Genomic DNA, 19846 nt, shown 5'->3' with positions numbered 1-19846 from the left:
GCATCCTGATGACTTGGACGCCGACTTAACCAGAACTTACAGTGACAGGCTGTGGCGAACAGTACCTTGACCAAGAAGCGGTCTACGGCCTACGGGTCCACGGTGGCGCTCAAGGCAGCGATGGCGATCACCGGGGCGATCCTCGTGCTGTATTTGATCGCGCACATGTACGGCAACCTGAAAGTGTTCTCGGGCCAGGAGGCTTTTGACGGCTACGCCCACAGCCTCCGGGAGCTGGGCTACCCGCTGCTGCCCGAGAGCGGATTCCTGTGGATCTTCCGCATCGTCCTGCTGGCGAGCGTCCTGATCCACATCTACGCGGCGGTGACACTGTGGGCCCGCGCCCGCAGAGCGCGTCCGGCGGCCCAGCGCTACCAGGTGAAGAAGAGGGTGGCCCGCAGCTACGCCTCCTACACCATGCGCTACGGCGGCGTCCTGGTCGCGCTGTTCGTGGTCTTCCACATCCTGCACCTGACCACGAACACCATCGCCCCCGGCGGCGCGTCCGACAGCCCCTACGAGCGGCTCGTGAACGGGTTCCAGCCCGAGTTCTGGTACGTGACCCTGTTCTACATCCTGTCCGTGATCGCCGTGGGCCTGCACCTGCGGCACGGCATCTGGAGCGCCCTGGCCACCCTCGGCGCCAACCAGGCCAGCCGTCAGGGCAAGCTCAACGCGGTCGCCGTGGGTCTGTCGCTGATCGTGACGGTCGGCTTCCTGCTCCCGCCTCTGGCGGTCACCTTTGGACTGGTGAGTTAATTGTCTGACAACGACTTCTACCGCGTCGGCGACCCGATCCGGGACGAGAAGGCCCCCGAGGGCCCGATCAACGAGCGCTGGGACAAGCGGCGCTTCTCGGCCAAGCTGGTCAACCCCGCGAACCGGCGCAAGCTCTCGGTGATCATGGTGGGCACCGGCCTGGCCGGCGCCTCCGCGGCCGCGACCCTGGGCGAGGCGGGCTACAAGGTCACCTCGTTCTGCTACCAGGACAGCCCGCGCCGCGCGCACTCCATCGCGGCCCAGGGCGGCATCAACGCCGCCAAGAACTACCGCAATGACGGCGACAGCATCTACCGGCTGTTCTACGACACCGTCAAGGGCGGCGACTTCCGCTCCCGCGAGTCGAACGTCTACCGCCTGGCCCAGACCAGCGTCGAGATCATCGACCAGTGCGTCGCCCAGGGCGTGCCCTTCGCCCGCGAGTACGGCGGCCTGCTCGACAACCGCTCCTTCGGCGGCGTGCAGGTCTCGCGTACGTTCTACGCGCGCGGCCAGACGGGGCAGCAGCTGCTCATCGGCGCCTACCAGGCCCTGGAGCGCCAGATCGCGGCGGGCAGCGTCAAGATGCACACCCGCCACGAGATGCTGGAGGTCATCGTCGTGGACGGCCGCGCGCGCGGCGTCATCGTCCGCGACATGGTCACCGGTGAGATCGAGACGCACTTCGCCGACGCCGTGGTGCTGGCCACCGGCGGCTACGGCAACGTGTTCTTCCTGTCCACCAACGCGATGGGCTCGAACGTCACCGCGACCTGGCGCGCGCACCGCAAGGGAGCGCTCTTCGCCAACCCGTGCTACACGCAGATCCACCCGACCTGCATCCCGGTCAGCGGCGACTACCAGTCCAAGCTGACCCTGATGAGCGAGTCGCTGCGCAACGACGGCCGCATCTGGGTGCCCAAGGCGCACGGGGACACCCGCGACCCGCGCCAGATCCCGGAGGAGGAGCGCGACTACTACCTGGAGCGCATCTACCCGGCCTTCGGCAACCTGGTGCCGCGCGACATCGCCTCCCGCGCCGCCAAGAACGTCTGCGACGAGGGCCGCGGCGTGGGCCCCGGCGGTCTGGGCGTCTACCTGGACTTCGCCGACGCCATCGCGCGCATGGGGCAGGACGCCGTCGAGGCCAAGTACGGCAACCTGTTCGACATGTACCAGCGCATCACCGGCGAGAACCCGTACGAGGTTCCGATGCGCATCTACCCGGCCGTGCACTACACCATGGGCGGTCTGTGGGTCGACTACGACCTCCAGAGCTCCATCCCGGGCCTGTTCGTGACCGGTGAGGCCAACTTCTCCGACCACGGCGCCAACCGCCTGGGCGCGAGCGCGCTGATGCAGGGGCTGGCGGACGGCTACTTCGTCCTGCCCAACACCATCAACGACTACCTGTCGTCGGGCCCGTTCGAGGCCCTCGACGAGTCGCACCCCGAGGCCGTGGCGGCCAAGGAGCAGGTGACCTCCCGCATCGACAAGCTGCTCTCCGTCCAGGGCTCCCGCACCGTCGACTCCTTCCACAAGGAGCTCGGCCACATCATGTGGGAGTACTGCGGCATGGAGCGCAGTGAGGAGGGCCTGACCAAGGCCATCGAGCTCATCCGGGCGCTGCGCGCCGAGTTCTGGCGCGACGTCAAGGTGCTGGGAACCAACGAGGAGTTCAACCAGGCCCTGGAGAAGGCCAACCGCGTGGCCGACTTCCTGGAGCTGGGCGAGCTCATGTGCATCGACGCCCTGCACCGCCGCGAGTCCTGCGGCGGCCACTTCCGCGCCGAGAGCCAGACCGAGGACGGCGAGGCGCTGCGTCACGACGACGAGTTCGCCTACGTGGCCGCCTGGGCGTTCGGCGGCGATGACAGCAAGCCCGTGCTCCACAAGGAAGCCCTGGAGTACGAGTACGTCGAGATGAAGCAGCGGAGCTACAAGTGAACATCACCCTGCGCGTATGGCGTCAGAAGGGGCCGGACGACGAGGGTCGGCTGGCCACGTACAAGCTCACCGACGTCTCCCCGGACATGTCGTTCCTGGAGATGCTCGACGTCCTCAACGAGAAGCTCACGCTGGAGAACGAGGACCCGGTCGCCTTCGACCACGACTGCCGTGAGGGCATCTGCGGTGCCTGCGGTGTCGTGATCGACGGTGAGGCGCACGGCCCCGAGCGCACCACGACCTGCCAGCTGCACATGCGCAGCTTCAACGACGGCGACACCATCACGGTGGAGCCGTGGCGGGCCAAGGCGTTCCCGGTCGTCAGGGACCTGGTCGTGGACCGCGGCGCGTTCGACCGCATCATCCAGGCGGGCGGCTACATCAGCGCCCCGACGGGTACCGCGCCCGACGCCCACGCCAACCCGATCCCGAAGCCGGACGCGGACCGCGCGTTCGACGCCGCGACCTGCATCGGCTGCGGCGCGTGCGTGGCGGCCTGCCCGAACGCCTCCAGCATGCTGTTCACCGCCGCGAAGGTCACGCACCTGGGCATGCTCCCGCAGGGACAGCCCGAGCGGGCCTCGCGCGTGGTGAAGATGATCAACCAGCAGGACGAGGAGGACTTCGGCGGCTGCACCAACATCGGTGAGTGCGCCGCGGTCTGCCCGAAGGGCATCCCGCTGGACACGATCTCGCAGCTCAACCGCGATCTGCTGGGCTCGCTCAGCAAGGGCGTCGGCTGACCGCCGCCCCCTGTCGCACCGCACGGGCCGCGCTCCCCCGGGGGCGCGGCCCGTCGCCGTTCGCGGAGGTCACTCCGCCGGACGGCGGGGCGGTTCGGCGGCCTGCTCCACCGTCTTCCGGGACTGCTCCGGGACCCTGTGCGCCTGGCGGCTCGCGACGAAGTCCTCGACGGCGGTGATCACCGCGGCCTCGACGCTGACGCCGTCCCGCTCCGCGACCTCCCTGATCAGGGCATGGAGGCCGTCGTGCATGTGCAGATGCATGTCCATGGCACGAAGGTAGCGGCTGCCGGGTCCGGGTGTGGGGAAAACGCGGAGACCGATGCCTCCGGGCGCGTGCGCGGCCCGTCGCCGTTCTCCGGGGTCACTCCACGGGAGGCATGAGTCCTCTGAGCCGGTCGGCGATCTCGGGGACGTCCGCCAGGTCGCCGGTGGTGACCGCGATGACCAGGTCGTAGGCGGCGTTCTGATCGGGTCTGCCCACCTTCTGGCCGTTGAGGCGGAGGAACAGCTTGGCGCTGATCCAGGCCAGCCTCTTGTTGCCGTCCGACAGGGGATGGCCGATGAGGACCGACTGCATGAGGGCGGCGGCCTTCTGCCACACGTCCGGATAGGCATCGTCACCGAAGGCGGTGGTCTGCGGGCGCAGTAGCGCCGCGTGGAGCTGGCCGATGTCCCTCACCGTCACATAGGACGGAAGGGTCGCCTCGATGATCACGCGGACATCGGCCTTGGTGAGGTAGCGCGTCACTCGGCGAGCCTCGCCAGCAGCTCGGCGTCCTCCTCGGCGATCTCCAGAGCGTACTGGCGCACCCTCTCGGTCTGACGGTTCGCGAGGAACTCCTTCAGCGCGATGACGACCTCGGTGTTCACGCTGTTGCCGTCCTCTTCGGCGACCTCCCTGATCCCCGTGTGTACGTCGTCGGGCAAGCGCAGATGCATGTTCATGCCGCAATGATACCTAGAAGTGGTATCACTTGCTGGTGCAGAAGGATAGGCGGAGGAGAGCCCTCTCGGGTGGGCTCAGCCCTCGTGCTCGCGCCAGTGCCGGGGCAGGTCCCCGTACCCGACGCCGATCTCCACGGACTCCCCGTCCACGCTCCGGACGCCCTTCCAGGAGAACCCGACGACGCTCGCGGGTCGTGCCGGTCTCGGAAGTGCCGTGCCGCGCCTCGGGGACGGCAGCCGACGCCCTCAGGTCCGGTAGCGCCGCGCGACCGTGTGGAAGGCCTCCTTGGGCTCCCAGGACGACGGGTCGTCCCCGGCCGTGCGCACCACGCCGAACCCGGCCGTGTCCAGGTCGTACACGGGGTCCTCGCTGTGCGGGAAGCCCGGCATGGCGAACGTGAACACGAACGCGCCGTGGACCCCCGCTCCCGGTACAGCCCCAGCAGCGCGTCCAGGTACCCGGCCTGCACGGCCTCGTTGCGCGCGGTGCCCCGGCGCAGGCGCGGCGGGTCGGCGAACCAGTTCACCGCGAGGAAGGACGCGGCCCCCCGCAGGTCGGCCCCGTCGTGGGCGCCGCAGCCGAACTCGGTGATCACCAGGGGCCTGCCGCAGCCGTCCCGGAGGGCGTCCAGGCGCCGTTCGTAGGCGTCGGCGTCGGTCCCGGACCGGTACAGGTTCACCCCGGCCAGGTCGAAGCCCGACCAGTCCACCTCCTCCCAGGCCCCGGCCCCGTAGGTCACCGGCCCCCCGAAGTGCTCGCGGGCCACGTCCAGGGCAGCGGCGAGCAGCGAGGCGAGCCTGCGCCGCATCCTCCGTTCGAAGGGGCGGCGCAGCCACGGGCGGGTCACGAACTGGAGGCGGGCGAGTTCGCTCCGGCCGGGGAGCGGGCCGGGGGAGGTCAGCGAGAACTCGGTGCCGACCATGAGGGTCACGCGGCCGGGGTGCTCCAGGCGCAGTTCCTCGGCCATGCGGGCGGTGGCGGCCAGGTGCTCCAGCCGCTCCGCGAGCGGCGGGTTCTCCGGCTGCGGGCGTACCCACACGTCCAGGCCCGCCTCCAGGGCGGCGCGCGCGACGGCCCGCTGCCGTCCGGTGTCGGCGCCGATCAGCATCACCGAGGTGCAGTGCAGGTCCTCGCGGATGACGCGCATGTCGCGCGCCGCCGCGTCCTCGGACACGTTGTCGGTGTGGTGGGAGATTCCTCGGATGTCCACGCGCCCATCCTGTCAGGGGGTGCGGTGGAGCAGAAGGCCCCGATCCGTCCGGGTTCCGTCCCGGGCCCGTCCCCGGCCGGCCTCCGCGTGCGCCGGGACCCCGGAGGCGGCGGGGGCGGCGGACCGCCGGGCTCCGGGGGGCGCCGGAACGCCCGGGGCTGCGGGCCGCCGGACGAGCGGACCTCAGAAGGCGGCGGGGCGCAGCATGCAGTAGGTCGAGGGGGCCGCCGGGGGGTGGACCGCCCGCACCACCCGGAAGTCGTAGTCCTCGTAGTAGCCGATGTCCGCCGGGTCCGCCGTCTCCAGGTAGACCGGCACGCCGTCCGCGTCGGCCCGGGCCAGGCCCTCGCGCAGCAGTCGCGCCCCCGTGTCGGTCCCGTCCGTCGCCGGGTCGGCGCCCAGCACGCACAGGTACCAGTGCGGACCCTCCGGCACGGACGCCCTGACCTCGCCGTTGTACCAGGTCAGCTCCGGCAGCCGGGACAGCCCCACCAGGCTGAACCAGTGCGGCAGCGACCGCAGCGGGACCGCGGCTCCCTCCCGACCCGCGCCGGGCGGGGTCCACAGGGCCGCGCCCCGTACCACCGGGACGCGCGCGGGGCCCTCCGGGGACTCCGCCACGGTGGCGTGGCCGCCGGGGACGTGCCCGAACCCGGCCAGCAGCGCGCACGCGCGGAAGTTCTGCGCCATGCGCAGGTCGTCGTCCGGGAAGAGCCACCGGAAGAGCGGGTCGTGGTAGAGGGCGCGGCCCAGAACCCGGGCCACGGCGGGCACGTCGTTCATGGTCGCGGTGCGGACCGGCTGTACCGCTGTGGGGGTCACGGGCGCTGCCTCTTCCCTGGGGCCGGGGTCCCCCTGTGCCTGGGGCTCCGATCACCGCTCATGGTAGGGCGCGCGACCGTCGCGGGTGGGGCGTTTTCCCGGGAAAGGACGGCTCTCCGGGAAGGGACGGCTCCCGGAGGGGGCAGCGGGTCCGCGGGGCCTCAGGAGGGTTCGCGCAGCAGGAAGTAGTTGGTTCCCGCCTCGGGGCTCTGCGCCTCCCGGACCAGCCGGAACCCGAACCGCTCGTAGAAGCCGACGGTCTTGGGGTTGAGCGTCTGGGTGAACACCGGCAGGCCCTGGGAGTCGGCGCGGTCCAGACCCGAGGTGAGCAGCCCCCCGCCGACGCCGGTGCCGACGGCGGCCGGGTCCACGCCCAGCGCCGCCAGGTACAGGTGGGGCTCCTGGGGCGCGGCCAGCTTCCACTCGGCGAACACGCGCACGAACGCGGCCAGCCGGGTGCGGCCAATCAGGGGACCCCAGTGCGGCCAGGTGCGCAGCGACACCAGCTGGCCCTCGGGGTTGGCGGTGGGCGGAGCCCACAGCGCCGCGCCGCGCACCACCGGCGCGTCCTCGCTGCCGTCCCTGGTCTCGGCGACCCGTGTGTCACCCGAGGGGACGTAGCCGAAGCCCGCGGTCAGGGCAAAGAAGCGGCGGGTCCGGGCCATCCGCATCTCGTCGTCGGGGAACAGCCACCGGAAGAGCGGGTCCTCCTGCGCTGACCTGGCCAGAACGCGCGCGACACCGGCGACGTCGTCCATCGTGGCGGTACGGGAGGCTGCTGTGACGGTTGGACTCATCCCGAAATCTCTCTGATAGGGGCCTTTCGACCATGGTAGATCACGGAACCATCACGACAGTGCCGTGGTGGGGGTCGGGGAGTCCGCGGAGAAGGCGGCCGGGACCGGCTGGTCGAACACGTGGGCCCGCACCCAGGCGTGCATGGCGATCGCGGCCGCGGCCCCGGCGTTGATCGACCGGGTCGAACCGAACTGGGAGATCGACAGCACCGCCCGGCAGACCCGCCGCACCTCCTCGGAGAGCCCCGGCCCCTCCTGCCCGAACACCAGCACGGCGTTCCTGGGCAGCGGGTAGGTCTCCAGCGGCACCGAACCCGGCAGGTTGTCCACGCCGAGCAGCGCCAGGCCGCGCTCCTCGGCCCACGCCACCAGCGCCTCGGTGTCGGGGTGGTGGTGGACGTGCTGGTAGCGGTCGGTCACCATCGCGCCGCGCTTGTTCCAGCGGCGGCGGCCCACGATGTGCACGGCCGCGCACCCGAACGCGTTGGCGGTGCGCACGACCGAGCCGATGTTGAAGTCGTGTGTCCAGTTCTCGACGGCGACGTGGAAGGGGTGGCGCACGGTGTCGAGGTCGGCGACGATCGCCTCGCGTCGCCAGTACCGGTAGCGGTCCACGACGTTGCGGCGGTCGCCGCCCGCGAGCAGTTCGGGGTCGTAGTGGTCGCCCTCGGGCCAGGGGCCCTCCCACGGGCCCACGCCCACCTCGCGCGCCTCGTCCTCGCCGGCTCCGTCCGCGGGCTCGCGGGAGGCGGGACCGCGGACGGAGCCGGAGGGAGGGAACTGGGGTGCGGGGTGCTCGTTCATCCGTTCCAGCTTACGAACGCTCCGCGGTGGGACCTCCTACAGGTGGATGTCCCCGTGGAAGTCGCGGCCCTGGAACACGCGCGCCCTGCCGCTGACGTCCCCCTGGATGCTGTTGTGCACGGCTCCGTCGCCCTCCTGGACGAACTCGCGGCGCAGTTCCCCCATCAGCGCGCGCACGGCGGGGTCCTCGCCCTCCGCCCGCTCCAGGTGCGCGGCGACGGCGGCAAGCGCCTCGGGGTCCTCCGGCTCCAGGAGTGCGTCGTCCAGGACCTGCTGGGATTCGGGGTCGGAGCGAAAGCGCGCGAAGACCGCCTTGCGCAGGGACTTGAAGGCGGCGACGGTGCCTTCGGTCGCCGCCTCGGTGATCTTGCCGACCGCGCCGGTGACGACGGCGGCGGCGATGGCGAGGGTGACGGGATCGGCCACGGGGGGCTCCTTCGTGAGGGAGGTTGCGTTCCGCGACCCAGTCTTCCCCCTCAGGCGCGGCGCTGTCTCCTCCTCGCGACGAGAAGCGCCACCCCGCGCCAGCCGAGCATGGTCGCGGCGAGGAACAGGGAGGTGACGATGACGAAGCTGGTCGGGGCGCCCTCCCCGAGGAACACGCGCACCGCCATCCCGCCGACCACGGTCACGGCCCACACGAACAGGCCCGTCGGCCAGATCCGGACAGGGGCGGTCCAGGCGCGGGTGACCGCCCAGCCCAGGGCGGTCGCGGCGGCGAAGGGCCATGCGGTCCAGGCGATCTCGGCCAGGGCCGTGCCGGTCCCGTGGTCGGTCCTGCCGATCACGACGAAGGCCAGCACGCAGCCCAGGTCGGCCAGCAGCGCGGCGAGGGCGCGCGGAGCGGTGGAGGAACGCATACGGCCAGGCTATGCCCGGGCCGCGGGAACGGCCGGGCGGGGCGGGCGCAGCGTCGCGACGTGTCGGTGGAGCACGTCCGGTGCGTCGCGTCGGTGGAGCGCGGGCTCCGGTCGCGGGCCGGTTCGGTGGTGGGTGCGGGGTCGGGGGAACGGTGGTGCGGGCGGTGCGCCGCGTCGGCGGAGCGCGGATTCCGGTCGCGGCCGGTCCGGCGGCGGTCGGGGAACCGGGGGATCGGGTGGAGCGGACGAGAACCATGACCGTCGCGGCCGTGTCCTAGGTTGGTGATCGCCTACCGCTCCGGTCTCCGGCGCCGTTCGTGCCCCCGCGGCCCCACCCGAACCCCCGACAACAGAAGGTCGTCCACGCCACATGAGCGCTGCCCCCTCGCCCATGCACCCCGGTTCCGCGCCGCCTCCCCTGCCGCCCGGTGTGCTACCGCTCGCCTCCGACGAGCCCCGGCGCGTCGGCCCCTTCCGGGTGGTGGGCCGGATCGGTTCGGGAGGCATGGGCGTGGTCTACGCGGCGCTGGACGACGCCGACCGGCGGGTGGCGGTCAAGTGCGTGCACCGGGTCTACGCGGGCGACGGTGAGTTCCGGGAGCGCTTCGCCCGGGAGGTCGCCCTGGTGCGTCGGGTGCGCGCGGCCTGCGTGCCCGGTTTCCTGGGCGCCGACACCCGTGCCGAGGTCCCCTGGCTGGCCACCGAGTACGTCCCCGGACCGACCCTGGACGCCCGTGTACGGGCCCGCGGACCGCTCACCGGAGCGGCCCTCACCGCGTTCGCGCTGGGCGTGGCCGAGGCCCTGACCGCGATCCACGGCGCGGGCGTGGTGCACCGCGACCTCAAGCCCGGCAACGTGATCCTGTCCCCGGGCGGCCCGAGGGTGCTGGACTTCGGTATCGCGCGGACGGTCGACGGCACCGCGCTCACCCGGACCGGCGGGCTGGTCGGCACACCGGGTTGGACCTCCCCGGAGCAGTACGCGGGCGGTGGGGCCACCGACCGCTCCGACATGTTCGCCTGGGGCGGGTTGACGGCCTTCGCCGCCACCGGGCGCAACCCGTTCGGCGCGGGCGGCACCGACACCCTGGTGCCGCGCGTGCTGTCGGAGCCGCCTGATCTGGAGGGCCTTCCCGGGGCCCTGCGCGCACTGGTGGAACGGGCCCTGGACAAGGACCCCGCGCGGCGGCCGGACGCCGCCGCCGCGCTGCGGGAGACGGCCGCGCTGCTGCGCGCCGCCCCGGGCGGGGCGGGGGCCTCCGGTGCGGTGGGTGCCTTCGGGCCGGGCGCTCCTGCGGCCGACGTTCCCGGGGCCGACGTTCCTCCGGCGGGCGCGCCCACGGCCGGTGCCGCTCCGGCGGGCGCTTCCGGGGGCTCTGCCACCGGCCCCGGTACGGACCCCGGCGCGGACCTTCCCCGGCTCGTGGCCCGGGCCTGGACCGGCGCCGTCGCCCCCGACGACGGCCGGACCGACCTCTGGCGCTTCCACGCCCCGCCCCGGCGCTCCTGGGCGCGCCGCAACCAGCGGCCCCTGGCGCTCGGCGCGGCCGGACTCGCGCTCGCCCTGCTGGCCGGAACGGGGCTGACCGCCCTCTCCGGGGGCGGGGACGAGGGGCCCGCGGCGACCGGCGGCGGCACCTCCGCCCCGGACACCGCCGACGGCGACGGCGCGGGACAGGGCGGCGCGTGGGAGGACGTGCCCGCCGAGTACCGGGACCTGTACGCCACCGGGACCGCGGCCGTGGAGTCCGTCCCCGGCGACAGCGCCCAACTGGTCCGCACGCTCGAACCCGCGGAGGGGGAGGGCGAGGCACTGGACCAGCTGCGGTTGACCCTCACCCGCGGCGAGCGCTTCACCAACTCGATCACCGTCACGGCCACCGCCGAGTACCTCCCCGACTTCGGCGGCCTGAGCATCCACAACGACGACTTCGCCTGGGTGAGCCAGATCACCCCCGAGCAGGACCACCTCGACTTCTCCCGGCCCGGCAGCCGGGGCGTGCTCGCCGAACTCGACCCGGACAACCCCGTGGCCGAGTTCACCGTGACGATCGTCGGCGCCGTCACCTTCGGCGTCTTCTACTACCTGCCCGCCGAGGCCCTGGACGAGGAGCAGCGGATCGCCCCCGGCTACCCCGGCGGCTTCTGCCACGTGGCACCGAACCCGGGCGACGAGCAGTCCTACCCCGGCTTCACCGACTCGCCGGGGCTCGCCCCGCACGACGCCGCCCTGGTGGACGGCGTCCCCGTCAACAGCTGCGCGTACCAGGAGTCCGACCCGTTCTCCTGAGCCGCGCCCACCGCCTTCGACCCCCAACCCCCAGGAAGGGCCCACGTTGACCACAGCGACCACTCCCGCCTTCGACCGGAAACGGCTTCCCCCCGGCGTGGAACCGCCCACCGGGTCCGACCCCGAGCGCATCGGCGGCTACAGCGTGGTCGGCCGCGTCGGGGCGGGCGGTATGGGGGCCGTCTACGCGGGCCTGGACACGGGCGGCGGCTGCGCCGCGGTCAAGGTCGTCCACGCCCACTTCGCCGCCGACCCCGACTTCAGGGCCCGGTTCGCCCGCGAGGTGGAGATGGTCAGGCGGGTGCGCGCCGCCTGCGCGCCCGCGTTCCTGGACGCCGACACGCGGGCCGACACGCCGTGGCTGGCCACCGAGTACGTGCCCGGACTGACCCTGCGCCAGCACGTGCGGCGGCACGGGCCGCTCTCCGGGGGCGTCCTGCTGGCCCTGGCCGTCGGCCTCGCCGAGGCGCTCACCGCGATCCACGCGGCGGGCGTGGTGCACCGCGACCTCAAGCCCGGCAACGTCATCCTGGCCCCGAGCGGCCCGAAGGTGCTCGACTTCGGGATCGCCCGCGCGGTGGAGGGCACCGCGCTCACCCGCACCGGCGGCCTGTTCGGCACCCCGGGGTGGGTGGCGCCGGAGCAGTACGAGGGGCGGGCCGCCAGCGACCGCTCCGACATGTTCGCCTGGGCGGGCCTGGTCGCCTTCGCCGCCACCGGCCGCGACCCCTTCGGCCGGGAGTCCGCCGAGGTGGTCTCCCACCGGGTCCGCAACGGCGAGCCGGATCTGGACGGGGTGCCGCCCGAACTCCTGGACCCGGTGCGGCGGGCGTTCGACAAGGACCCCGGGCGCAGGCCCACGGCGGCCGAGGTGGTCACCGAGCTCACCTCCGGCTGGAACGCCACCCGGGTCCAGCCGCTCCAGGGCGACCCGGTCACCGAGGTCGTCCCCGGCCTGCTCGCCACCGAGTGGCGGGGCGTGGAGGCTCCCACGCCCCGCCGGGTGCGCCGGTCCGGCCGGGTCCGCCGGTCCGGCCGGACGCCGCTGCTCGCGGCCACCGCGGCCGTCCTGGCCGCCGCGCTGGTCGGAACCTGGCTGGTCGTGCGCCCCCAGGACGGTCAGGAGGCCGCGGACGGGGGAGCCGCCGACGGGGGAACCGAGACCGGGGACGGCACGGGCACCGGCGGGGGCGTGGCGGACACCGGGGAACCCGCCGTGCTGGCCGACCCCGAGAACGTGGAGGCGGTGGTGGGCGAGGCCGTCGAGCTGGCCCTGGGCGCGACGAGCTTCACGGCCTACTCCGCGACGAGGCAGGCCGAGATGGGCACGGGGGGCACGACCAGCTACGCCTACACCGAGGACCCCGAACCCAGGTACTTCCAGAGCCTCTACGCGGGACCGGCCACCTACATCACCCTGGAGATCGGAGAGGGGCCCGACGACGTCCTGGCCCGCACGGACTCCAACCTGGTCGGGGTGGTCGAGGGTGCGTACTACCGCCCCGCGCCGGAGGAACTGGAGGACGGGCCCCGGGCGGGCTGGACGACCACCGTGGAGTCCCTCCGGGCCGTCCTCGGCGAGGGGAGCCGGGTCAGCTACCAGGGGGAGTCGGCGCCCCCCGTCACCGACTACCCCCAGGACATGACCGAGGGCATGGACCTGGCCGGGCGCACGGGGCACCACTACACCGGAACCTACGTCGGGGAGGCGGCCCTGGCCCCGGGCCAGCAGGAGGCGGAGCTCACCTTCGACCTGTGGATCGGCGAGGACGGCTACCCGCAGCACTTCCAGACCTACGAGTCCGCGGAGGAGGAGGGCATCAACGGCGCCTTCATCACCGGGTACTCCACGACCGTCGGCTTCTTCCAGTTCAACGGACCCGTGGAGGTCGAGGTCCCCGAGGAGTCGGAGATCGCCGCCAGCCGCGAGGAGGCGGCCCCGCAGACCGGGACCGGCTGAGCGCCCCGCCTCGGGCGGCCGTCCTCGGGGCGGTCCCGGGGCGCCCCGAGGACGGCCGAGCCGCCTGAACCCCGCCCGGTGCCGCGCCCTCGCGCGCGGCACCGGGGCGGGACGGGCGCTACCCCTCGCCGCGCAGGTTCTCCTTGAGGAACTCCACCTGGAGCAGCATCAGGTTCTCCGCGACCGTCGGGTCCGAGGGCGAGTGCGTCACCCCCGACAGCGGCAGCACCGTGTGCGGGCGCCCCGCCGCCATCAGCGCCGACGACATCCGCTGCGTGTGCGCGAAGGCCACGTTGTCGTCCGCCAGTCCGTGGATCATCATCAGCGGGCGCTCCAGCTTGGCCGCCTCCGCCAGGAGCGAGCTGCGCCCGTAGGCCTCCGGCTCGTCCCCGGGGGTGCCCAGGTAGCGCTCGGTGTAGTGGGTGTCGTACAGCTCCCAGTCGATGACCGGCGCGCCCGCCACCGCCGCGTGGAACACGTCCGGGCGGCGCAGCACCGCCAGCGCCGCCAGGTAGCCGCCGAACGACCAGCCGTGGATGCCCACCCGCGACACGTCCAGGAAGTCGAACCGCTCCGCCGCGTCCTCCAGCGCCGCCACCTGGTCCTCCAGGACCGGCGCGGCCAGGTCGAGGTGGACGCTCTGCTCCCACTCCACCCCGAGGCCCGGGGTGCCCCGGCCGTCCGCGATCAGCACCGCGAACCCCTGTTCGGCGTACCACTGGGCGGTCAGGTACGCCCCGCGCGCGTTGAGCACCCGCTGGGCGTGCGGGCCGCCGTAGGGCGCCATCAGCACCGGCAGCGGACGCAGCCCCTCCCGGTACCAGGACGGCAGCACCAGGGCGCTCGGGATACGGCGCTCACCGGCGCGCCAGAACTCCACGCGCGGCTCCGGCAGGTCCGGGGCCTCGGCCAGGCTCTCGATCTCCGAGCAGGACCGGCGCGTCTCGGTACCGGCGCCGCGCAGCACCACCGTGTGCGCGCCCGGGAAGTCCATCGACCGGTGCTGCACCACCAGCGTGTCACCGCGCAGCCGCCCCGAGCGCAGACCGCTGTGCGCGCCCGAGTCCGCGGACCTGCTGCACCCGTGCCCGGGCACCTCCACCGGCGCGGCCAGGCCCGTGCCCAGCTCGACCAGCCACAGCGACACGTCCCCGGGGCTCCCGGCGGGCGACCCCGAGTACAGGAGCCGGTCGCCGTCCACGTCCACCACGCCGCGCACGTACACGTCCGGGGGGCTGACCGGGGCGTCGCCGACGTAGACCCGGCGCTCGCCCCCGGCCTCGCGGCCGATCCACACCAGGTCGCCCGCACCGGTGAAGGCGGGCACGCCCGGCATCAGCTCGACCCACACGCCGTCGGACTCGGTGCGCGACTCCACCACCAGGCCGGTCGCGGGATCGGCGCTGAACAGGGTCAGCGTGCGCTGGTCGCGGCTCTGCGCGGTGAACACCACGGTCGGTGTGCCGTCCGGCCCGGTCGTCCACCCGACCGTGGCCAGATAGGGCAGGGCCTCGCGGTCCCACTCGACCCAGACCGGTTCGGGCCGCCCGTCCCCGCGCGGGCCGACCCGGAACACGGCCAGGCGCACGTCGGCGTTGGCGCCGCCCGCGGGCGGGTAGCGCAGGGCCGTCGGCTCCTGGGCGGGGTTGCCGGGGTCGGAGACGTACCAGGTGTTCACCCCGGACTCGTCCACGCGCGCGACGGCGAGCGCGGAGCCGTCCGGAGCCCACCAGAAGCCCCGGTAGCGCCCCATCTCCTCGGCGGCCACCAGCTCGGCCAGGCCCCACGTGACGTCGGGGCCGTCCGGTTCGACCACCGGGCGGTCGCCGTGGTCCGGTTCGGCGGCGGCGATGTCCAGGACGCGCACCGCGCCGCCGCTGACGTAGGCGACCCGGTCACCCGCCGGGCTGATGCGCGGGTCCACGACGGGGGTGGCGGCGGGCAGTTCGCGCGGAGCGGTGTCGTCGCCGACCAGGTCGACGTAGAACAGCCGTCCGGACAGGGTGAACACCGCGCGGGTGAACGCCTCGTCCACCGAGTACGACACGATCCCGCCGCCGCTCTCGCGCAGCCGCTCGCGGCGGGCCCGCTCCTCGGGCGGAAGGTTCTCGTCGTCGGCGCCCAGGGAGCGGGGGTCGGCGACCACCGTGTCCGTTCCCGCCCCTTCCGTGTCGTGCACCCACAGGCAGGTGGCCTTGTCCACCCCGTCGCGCCCCCGGAGGAAGGCGACGCGCCGTCCGTCCGGTGAGATCTGGAACGCGCGGGGGACACCGATCGAGAAGCGCTGCGTGCGGGCCTGTTGGCGAGGAAAGCTCATAGGCCGATTGTGTCCCATGCCGCACCCGCACGGGGAGCCGGACGGCGGCCCGACGCCCCCGTGAGGCGTGCGACGCGGGAGGTGGCGGGCGGATGCGACCGGTATCGTTCGCTACGTGACTGACAGGCGACTGATGATGGTGCACGCGCACCCCGACGACGAGAGCATCGTCACCGGAGCCACCCTGGCCAAGTACGCGGCCGAGGGAGCCGGTGTGACCCTGGTGACCTGCACGCTGGGGGAGGAGGGCGAGGTCATCCCCGACGACCTCGCGCACCTGACCTCCGACCGCGAGGGTACCCTCGGCGAGCACCGGATCGGCGAGCTGGACAAGGCCTGTCTGGCGCTCGGCGTGCGCGACCACCGTTTCCTGGGCGGCCCCGGCCGCTACCGGGACTCGGGGATGATGGGCGCGCCGACCAACGAGCACCCCCGGGCGTTCTGGGGCGCGGACGTGGAGGAGGCCGCCACGCTCCTGGCGCAGGTCATCCGCGAGGTCCGCCCGCACGTGCTGGTCAGCTACGACGAGCACGGCGGCTACGGGCACCCCGACCACATCCAGGCGCACAGGGTCGCGCGTCGGGCCTTCCTCCGGGCGGGGGAGCGGGCCATGCCCGGCACGCCCTGGCAGGTACGCAAGCTCTACGCGATCGCCCAGCCGGTCTCGCGCATCGAGGAGTCCATCGCGCGGCTGCGTGAGGAGTCCGGCTCCTTCACCCCGCCCGCCCGGGTGTCCGACATCGCCCGGGGCACCCCCGAGACGGCGGTGACCACCCGCGTGGACGCCACCGACCACTGGGCGGCCAAGGCGCTCGCGATGCGCGCCCACGCCACGCAGATCACGGTGGAGGGCGAGCGCTTCGCCCTGTCCAACGACATCGCCCAGGAGATCGACGCCGTGGAGTACTTCACCCTGCTGGTGGGGCCGACGCCGCGCATCCAGCACGGGGAGTACGAGACCGACCTGTTCGCGGGGCTGTGACCGCGACCGGTGGGAGCGAGCGTCTACCCTCGTCGCTGTGACCACCACACCTGAGACCGCAGTGCCCGCCGAGGGCGAGTCCTCCGCCGGGTTCCTGTCGCCGGTGCTGACCGGGACGACCCTCGTGGTCCTGCTGCTGCTCGGCGCCGCGGCGAGCATGCTCGGCACCACCGGCGCGGGCTGGCTGACCCGCTACTGGGGCGGGGGAGCGACGGTCCAGGCCGTGAGCGCGGTCGGACTGCTGGCCTTCCTGGTGCTGCTGTACGCCGCGTGCCGCCTGTGCGCGTGGGGCAGCCGCCGCACCTCGGGGGCGGCGGCCTTCGCGCTCGGCTACCTGGCCGCGCTGATCGGGATGATCGGCTACATGCCCGGCGGCGACATCGTGCTCACGGACCACATCATGCACAACGCGTACCTCTTCGGGGTGATGCTCGCGCTGGTGTTCGCCGTGATCCGCAGCTGGTCGTTCTCCCCGCCGCCCGGTTCTCCGGGGACCGGGGCGCCCGGAGCCGACGCGCCGTCCGCCGCCGGGGGCTACCGGCGGGCGCGGCCCTCCGCGAAGGCGCGTCCCTGGCGCGAGGGCTAGGGGCGCGGCCGCCAAAGGCGGGGGCCCGTGAGGCGCACGCCGCACGGGCCCCCGCGGCTCCGGTTCCGGTCAGGCCCAGAACTGGAGGAGCAGCTCGCCGTAGAAGGCGATGCCGCGGAACACCGGGTTGGGCAGCACCAGGTCGAACAGGCCGTACACCGCGTTCACCAGCAGGTCGTTCAGGCCCGGGAACCACAGGACCGCGAACACGGCCACCGAGCCGAACAGCGCGTTGTCGCGGGCCGCGGTGACCCACTTCCCGCGCGTCCAGGCGGCCAGCACCTCGAAGCCGTCCAGGCCGGGGACGGGCAGCAGGTTGATCAGGGCGGCCGTCAGGTTCGCGAAGCACAGGAAGGCCATCGCCGAGATCGCCCAGTTGGTGGTGTCGTTGCCCGGGGGGACCAGAACGGACACGGTGACCGCGAACGCGGCGGCCACCAGGAGGCTGGCCAGCGGTCCGGCGAGTGCCACCAGGACGCGGCGGCCCCGGGACGGGATGCGGTCCCAGTCCACGTAGGTGGGCGGACCGGTCATGCCGAAGGCGCCCAGGCCCAGGTAGGCCGAGGGCAGGACCAGCCCGGCGAAGGCATGCCGGTAGGCGAACGGGTTGAGCCGCAGGTAGGCGCTGCCGCGCAGGGAGCGGTCACCGGCCAGGTAGGCGGCGAGCGCGTGCGCGAACTCGTGCACGGCCAGGGAGACGATCCAGCAGAGCAGGATGAACAGCGGCGGGACCAGCGGGGTGACGCTGGTGCCCTCGGCGGCCCACTCCAGCTCCGCGGCGGTCCACGACAGCCAGCCCGCGAACCCCGCCAGGCCCAGCAGCAGCACGAACACCGGGCTGGGCAGGAAGTCCGCCCAGCTCCCGGAGCGCGCGGCGTCGGGGCCGCCCCGGGAGGCGTCCGGGTCGGCGTCCCCGGAGGCGTCCGGGCGCGCGGACGCGGGTCCCGCGTCCTTCGTCCCCGCGGCGTCCAGCGGCCGGGCGCCGGTCCCGGAGTCCCCGGCCCTGCCGGGGCCCCCGGTGTCCTCCCCCAGGTCCGGCCGGTTGAGGGCGTCCTCGGGCATCTGCTCCCACGGGTCGGCGACTGCCCCGCCGGCCTCGGGCACGTCGGTCGTCTCCGCCTTGCGCGGCGGCTCGGGCGCGGGCATGGTGCTCCTGCTGGTCTCGGATGGTTCGCGCTCCAGGTTAGGCCCTGGTCCGCACCCCTTCGCAGCGGGTGGCCGATGAGGGACGCGCCGGGAGACGGCCCACCGGCCAGAGCACGCCACGGCCCGCCTGTCAGACCACAGCCCGCCTGTCAGACCACGGCCCGGGGCGCCACCGCCGACTGGTGCAGGCAGGCGATCGCGAACGCCCGCCCCGGCGCGGTCAGCTCCCGGCGTCCGGCTCCGTCGTCGTCGGTGAGCAGGCCCAGGGTCTCCAGCAGCCAGCTCACCGCCATCACCAGCGCGCGCACCTGGTCCGAGGCGGCCTCCGCGGTGCGCCGGTGCGACGCGGCGTGCCTGCCCGAGGGAGCCGGGGGCTCCGCCGGGACCCACCCCGACTCGGTCAGCGCCCTCTCGGCCGCCTCCACGTCCGACTCGCCGCGACGCGCGTGCGAACCGCTGCCCTGCGGGGTGCGCGCCAGCAGCATGCCCAGCAGCGTCTCCGCCGCGGCCTGGTCCAGGCCCCCGGTGCGGCACAGGGTCTCGGTGGCCGCCTGCCACAGCGCCTCGGGGTCCTCCCGCAGCTGGCGCCCGCGCCGCGTCAGGACCAGGCGGCGGCCCGACCGGCGCACCGCGCGCATGCCCCGCAGCGCCTGGTGCAGGGCGATGAGCTGGGTGGCGTCGGTCTCGCTGCGCGGCGGCTCGGGGGTGGTCCGCCACCCGAAGTCCTCGCACATCTGGCGCACCACGCCCGGCGAGATGTAGCCGATCTGGGTGAGCGCGATCCCCTCCGCGGCCAGGTCCAGCAGCCGCTGGAGCGGCGCCATCGCGGCCTCGGCCCCGCGCGGCACGTCGGCGCCCGCGATGATCTGGCCCACCAGCGGCCACAGGCGCTGGCGGTGCGGGTGCGCGGACGAGCTCAACCAGGCCCGCACCCGCTCCTCGCGGATCCGGTCCAGGTGGCTCAGCCCCCGGTTGTCCGGCTGGGTGAGGAACGACCGGGCGAACCGCTCCTGGGCGGGCCGCCATCCGCGCTTGCCGGGGCGCACGTCGCCCAGGGTGATCGCCAGCTCCAGCGCCGACGCGGTCTCGTCGCGGGCCAGGATCTCGGCGTCGCCGACCGCCGTCCCCCAGGTCAGCTCGGGCAGGTCCGGCGGCTCCACGCCCGACTCCCACATGAGCCGCTCGTACATCGCCAGGCCCGCGGCGTGGTCGCCTTCGTAGACGGTGAGCAGGGCCGCGGTCTCCGGCGCCGAGCAGATCTGCGCGTACCGGTGCAGCTGGAGGAGGGCGAAGAGGTTGCCCAGGGCGCGGACCGCGAACAGCCGGTCCTCGGCGCGGTCGTGGAAGCGGACCGGTAGCTCGAACCAGCAGAACCGCTGGACGGCGTGCTGGTTGAGCCTCTCGATCTCCTGCTCCGGAGCCAGCGTGTCCAGGGCCGACCGGGCCATGTCGGCCGCCCGCTCGTCCCGGCGTGCCAGCTCGGCGAGGGCGGACGCTACTGCTTCGCGCATGACGGGCGCTCACCACCTCCCCGCGTACCGGCGCCCGTTCCGCGTGGATGTGCCGCCGGGGGGCGCGATGCTTCGTTGTCGGTTCCCCGGCGGACTGGCTGGACCCGCTGCGGAACTGTGCGTTTTCTACCCCGCAGGGCCCGAAGAATGCCACTGTCCAGGC

19 protein-coding genes are annotated in these 19846 nt (G+C 73.6%); 7 read left to right on the top strand and 12 right to left on the bottom strand.

Going from position 1 to position 19846, the window contains the following annotated elements; genetic code table 11:
• Window positions 1-102 precede the first annotated feature (102 nt).
• Genes NDAS_RS19415 through NDAS_RS19405 form a run of 3 tightly spaced genes read left to right on the top strand, consistent with a single transcriptional unit; the run spans window position 103 to window position 3449 of the window.
• A complete protein-coding gene (locus tag NDAS_RS19415) occupies window positions 103-759 on the top strand; it encodes a succinate dehydrogenase cytochrome b subunit (RefSeq protein WP_071622727.1) in 657 nt (218 codons plus the stop codon).
• A complete protein-coding gene (locus NDAS_RS19410; RefSeq protein ID WP_013154926.1) occupies window positions 760-2706 on the top strand; it encodes a fumarate reductase/succinate dehydrogenase flavoprotein subunit in 1947 nt (648 codons plus the stop codon).
• Entirely contained in the window at window positions 2703-3449 is a 747-nt protein-coding gene (locus NDAS_RS19405; RefSeq protein WP_013154925.1) for a succinate dehydrogenase/fumarate reductase iron-sulfur subunit, read from the top strand. Before NDAS_RS19410 ends, NDAS_RS19405 begins: the two co-directional genes overlap by 4 nt.
• 69 nt (window positions 3450-3518) lie before the next feature.
• Here the strand turns inward: NDAS_RS19405 and NDAS_RS19400 are convergent, their stop codons facing one another.
• From NDAS_RS19400 to NDAS_RS19360, 9 genes are all read right to left on the bottom strand, one after another.
• Window positions 3519-3719, bottom strand: coding sequence for a hypothetical protein (locus tag NDAS_RS19400; RefSeq protein ID WP_013154924.1), 201 nt, complete (start codon window positions 3717-3719; stop codon window positions 3519-3521).
• Between the two features lie 94 nt (window positions 3720-3813).
• Window positions 3814-4200, bottom strand: a complete 387-nt coding sequence (locus NDAS_RS19395; protein ID WP_013154923.1) for a type II toxin-antitoxin system death-on-curing family toxin — start codon at window positions 4198-4200, stop codon at window positions 3814-3816.
• Window positions 4197-4397 (bottom strand): Arc family DNA-binding protein, encoded by a 201-nt coding sequence (locus NDAS_RS19390; RefSeq protein ID WP_013154922.1) that lies wholly within the window; start codon window positions 4395-4397, stop codon window positions 4197-4199. Before NDAS_RS19390 ends, NDAS_RS19395 begins: the two co-directional genes overlap by 4 nt.
• Complete coding sequence (locus NDAS_RS19385) at window positions 4394-5608, bottom strand: hypothetical protein (protein WP_013154921.1); 1215 nt, start codon at window positions 5606-5608, stop codon at window positions 4394-4396. The genes NDAS_RS19390 and NDAS_RS19385 overlap by 4 nt, the downstream gene beginning before the upstream one ends.
• A gap of 183 nt (window positions 5609-5791) precedes the next feature.
• Window positions 5792-6430, bottom strand: a complete 639-nt coding sequence (locus tag NDAS_RS19380) for a hypothetical protein (protein WP_013154920.1) — start codon at window positions 6428-6430, stop codon at window positions 5792-5794.
• Window positions 6431-6591: 161 nt separating this feature from the next.
• Window positions 6592-7227, bottom strand: coding sequence for a GNAT family N-acetyltransferase (locus NDAS_RS19375; RefSeq protein ID WP_013154919.1), 636 nt, complete (start codon window positions 7225-7227; stop codon window positions 6592-6594).
• A 51-nt stretch (window positions 7228-7278) separates the two neighbouring features.
• Window positions 7279-8031, bottom strand: coding sequence for a TrmH family RNA methyltransferase (locus tag NDAS_RS19370; RefSeq protein WP_013154918.1), 753 nt, complete (start codon window positions 8029-8031; stop codon window positions 7279-7281).
• A gap of 36 nt (window positions 8032-8067) precedes the next feature.
• Window positions 8068-8457 carry a hypothetical protein gene (locus NDAS_RS19365; RefSeq protein ID WP_013154917.1) on the bottom strand — a complete coding sequence of 130 codons (390 nt, stop codon included), beginning with the start codon at window positions 8455-8457 and terminating at the stop codon, window positions 8068-8070.
• Window positions 8458-8507: 50 nt separating this feature from the next.
• On the bottom strand, window positions 8508-8891 hold the full coding sequence (locus tag NDAS_RS19360; protein ID WP_013154916.1) for a DUF3054 domain-containing protein: 384 nt from the start codon (window positions 8889-8891) through the stop codon (window positions 8508-8510).
• Window positions 8892-9282: 391 nt separating this feature from the next.
• Here NDAS_RS19360 and NDAS_RS19355 point away from each other — a divergent pair, with 391 nt between their 5' ends.
• Together NDAS_RS19355 and NDAS_RS19350 are read left to right on the top strand one after the other, a co-directional pair.
• On the top strand, window positions 9283-11181 hold the full coding sequence (locus tag NDAS_RS19355; protein ID WP_013154915.1) for a serine/threonine-protein kinase: 1899 nt from the start codon (window positions 9283-9285) through the stop codon (window positions 11179-11181).
• A gap of 46 nt (window positions 11182-11227) precedes the next feature.
• On the top strand, window positions 11228-13141 hold the full coding sequence (locus NDAS_RS19350) for a serine/threonine-protein kinase (RefSeq protein WP_013154914.1): 1914 nt from the start codon (window positions 11228-11230) through the stop codon (window positions 13139-13141).
• A gap of 118 nt (window positions 13142-13259) precedes the next feature.
• Here NDAS_RS19350 and NDAS_RS19345 read toward each other — a convergent pair whose 3' ends face one another.
• On the bottom strand, window positions 13260-15458 hold the full coding sequence (locus NDAS_RS19345) for a S9 family peptidase (RefSeq protein WP_013154913.1): 2199 nt from the start codon (window positions 15456-15458) through the stop codon (window positions 13260-13262).
• Between the two features lie 115 nt (window positions 15459-15573).
• Between NDAS_RS19345 and mshB the strand changes: the two genes are divergently transcribed.
• Window positions 15574-16440, top strand: a complete 867-nt coding sequence (gene mshB, locus NDAS_RS19340; protein ID WP_197724895.1) for an N-acetyl-1-D-myo-inositol-2-amino-2-deoxy-alpha-D-glucopyranoside deacetylase — start codon at window positions 15574-15576, stop codon at window positions 16438-16440.
• Window positions 16441-16477: 37 nt separating this feature from the next.
• Window positions 16478-17026, top strand: a complete 549-nt coding sequence (locus tag NDAS_RS19335) for a hypothetical protein (RefSeq protein WP_232051703.1) — start codon at window positions 16478-16480, stop codon at window positions 17024-17026.
• Between the two features lie 69 nt (window positions 17027-17095).
• Here NDAS_RS19335 and NDAS_RS19330 read toward each other — a convergent pair whose 3' ends face one another.
• Both NDAS_RS19330 and NDAS_RS19325 read right to left on the bottom strand, forming a co-directional pair.
• A complete protein-coding gene (locus NDAS_RS19330) occupies window positions 17096-18172 on the bottom strand; it encodes a site-2 protease family protein (protein WP_013154910.1) in 1077 nt (358 codons plus the stop codon).
• A gap of 149 nt (window positions 18173-18321) precedes the next feature.
• Window positions 18322-19683 carry a hypothetical protein gene (locus NDAS_RS19325; protein ID WP_013154909.1) on the bottom strand — a complete coding sequence of 454 codons (1362 nt, stop codon included), beginning with the start codon at window positions 19681-19683 and terminating at the stop codon, window positions 18322-18324.
• Window positions 19684-19846: the final 163 nt, after the last annotated feature.

This window comes from Nocardiopsis dassonvillei subsp. dassonvillei DSM 43111 (genome assembly GCF_000092985.1).
GTDB classification, from domain to species: domain Bacteria; phylum Actinomycetota; class Actinomycetes; order Streptosporangiales; family Streptosporangiaceae; genus Nocardiopsis; species Nocardiopsis dassonvillei.
Note: the sequence above shows the minus strand (reverse complement) of the source record. Positions and strands in the feature narration are given on the sequence as shown.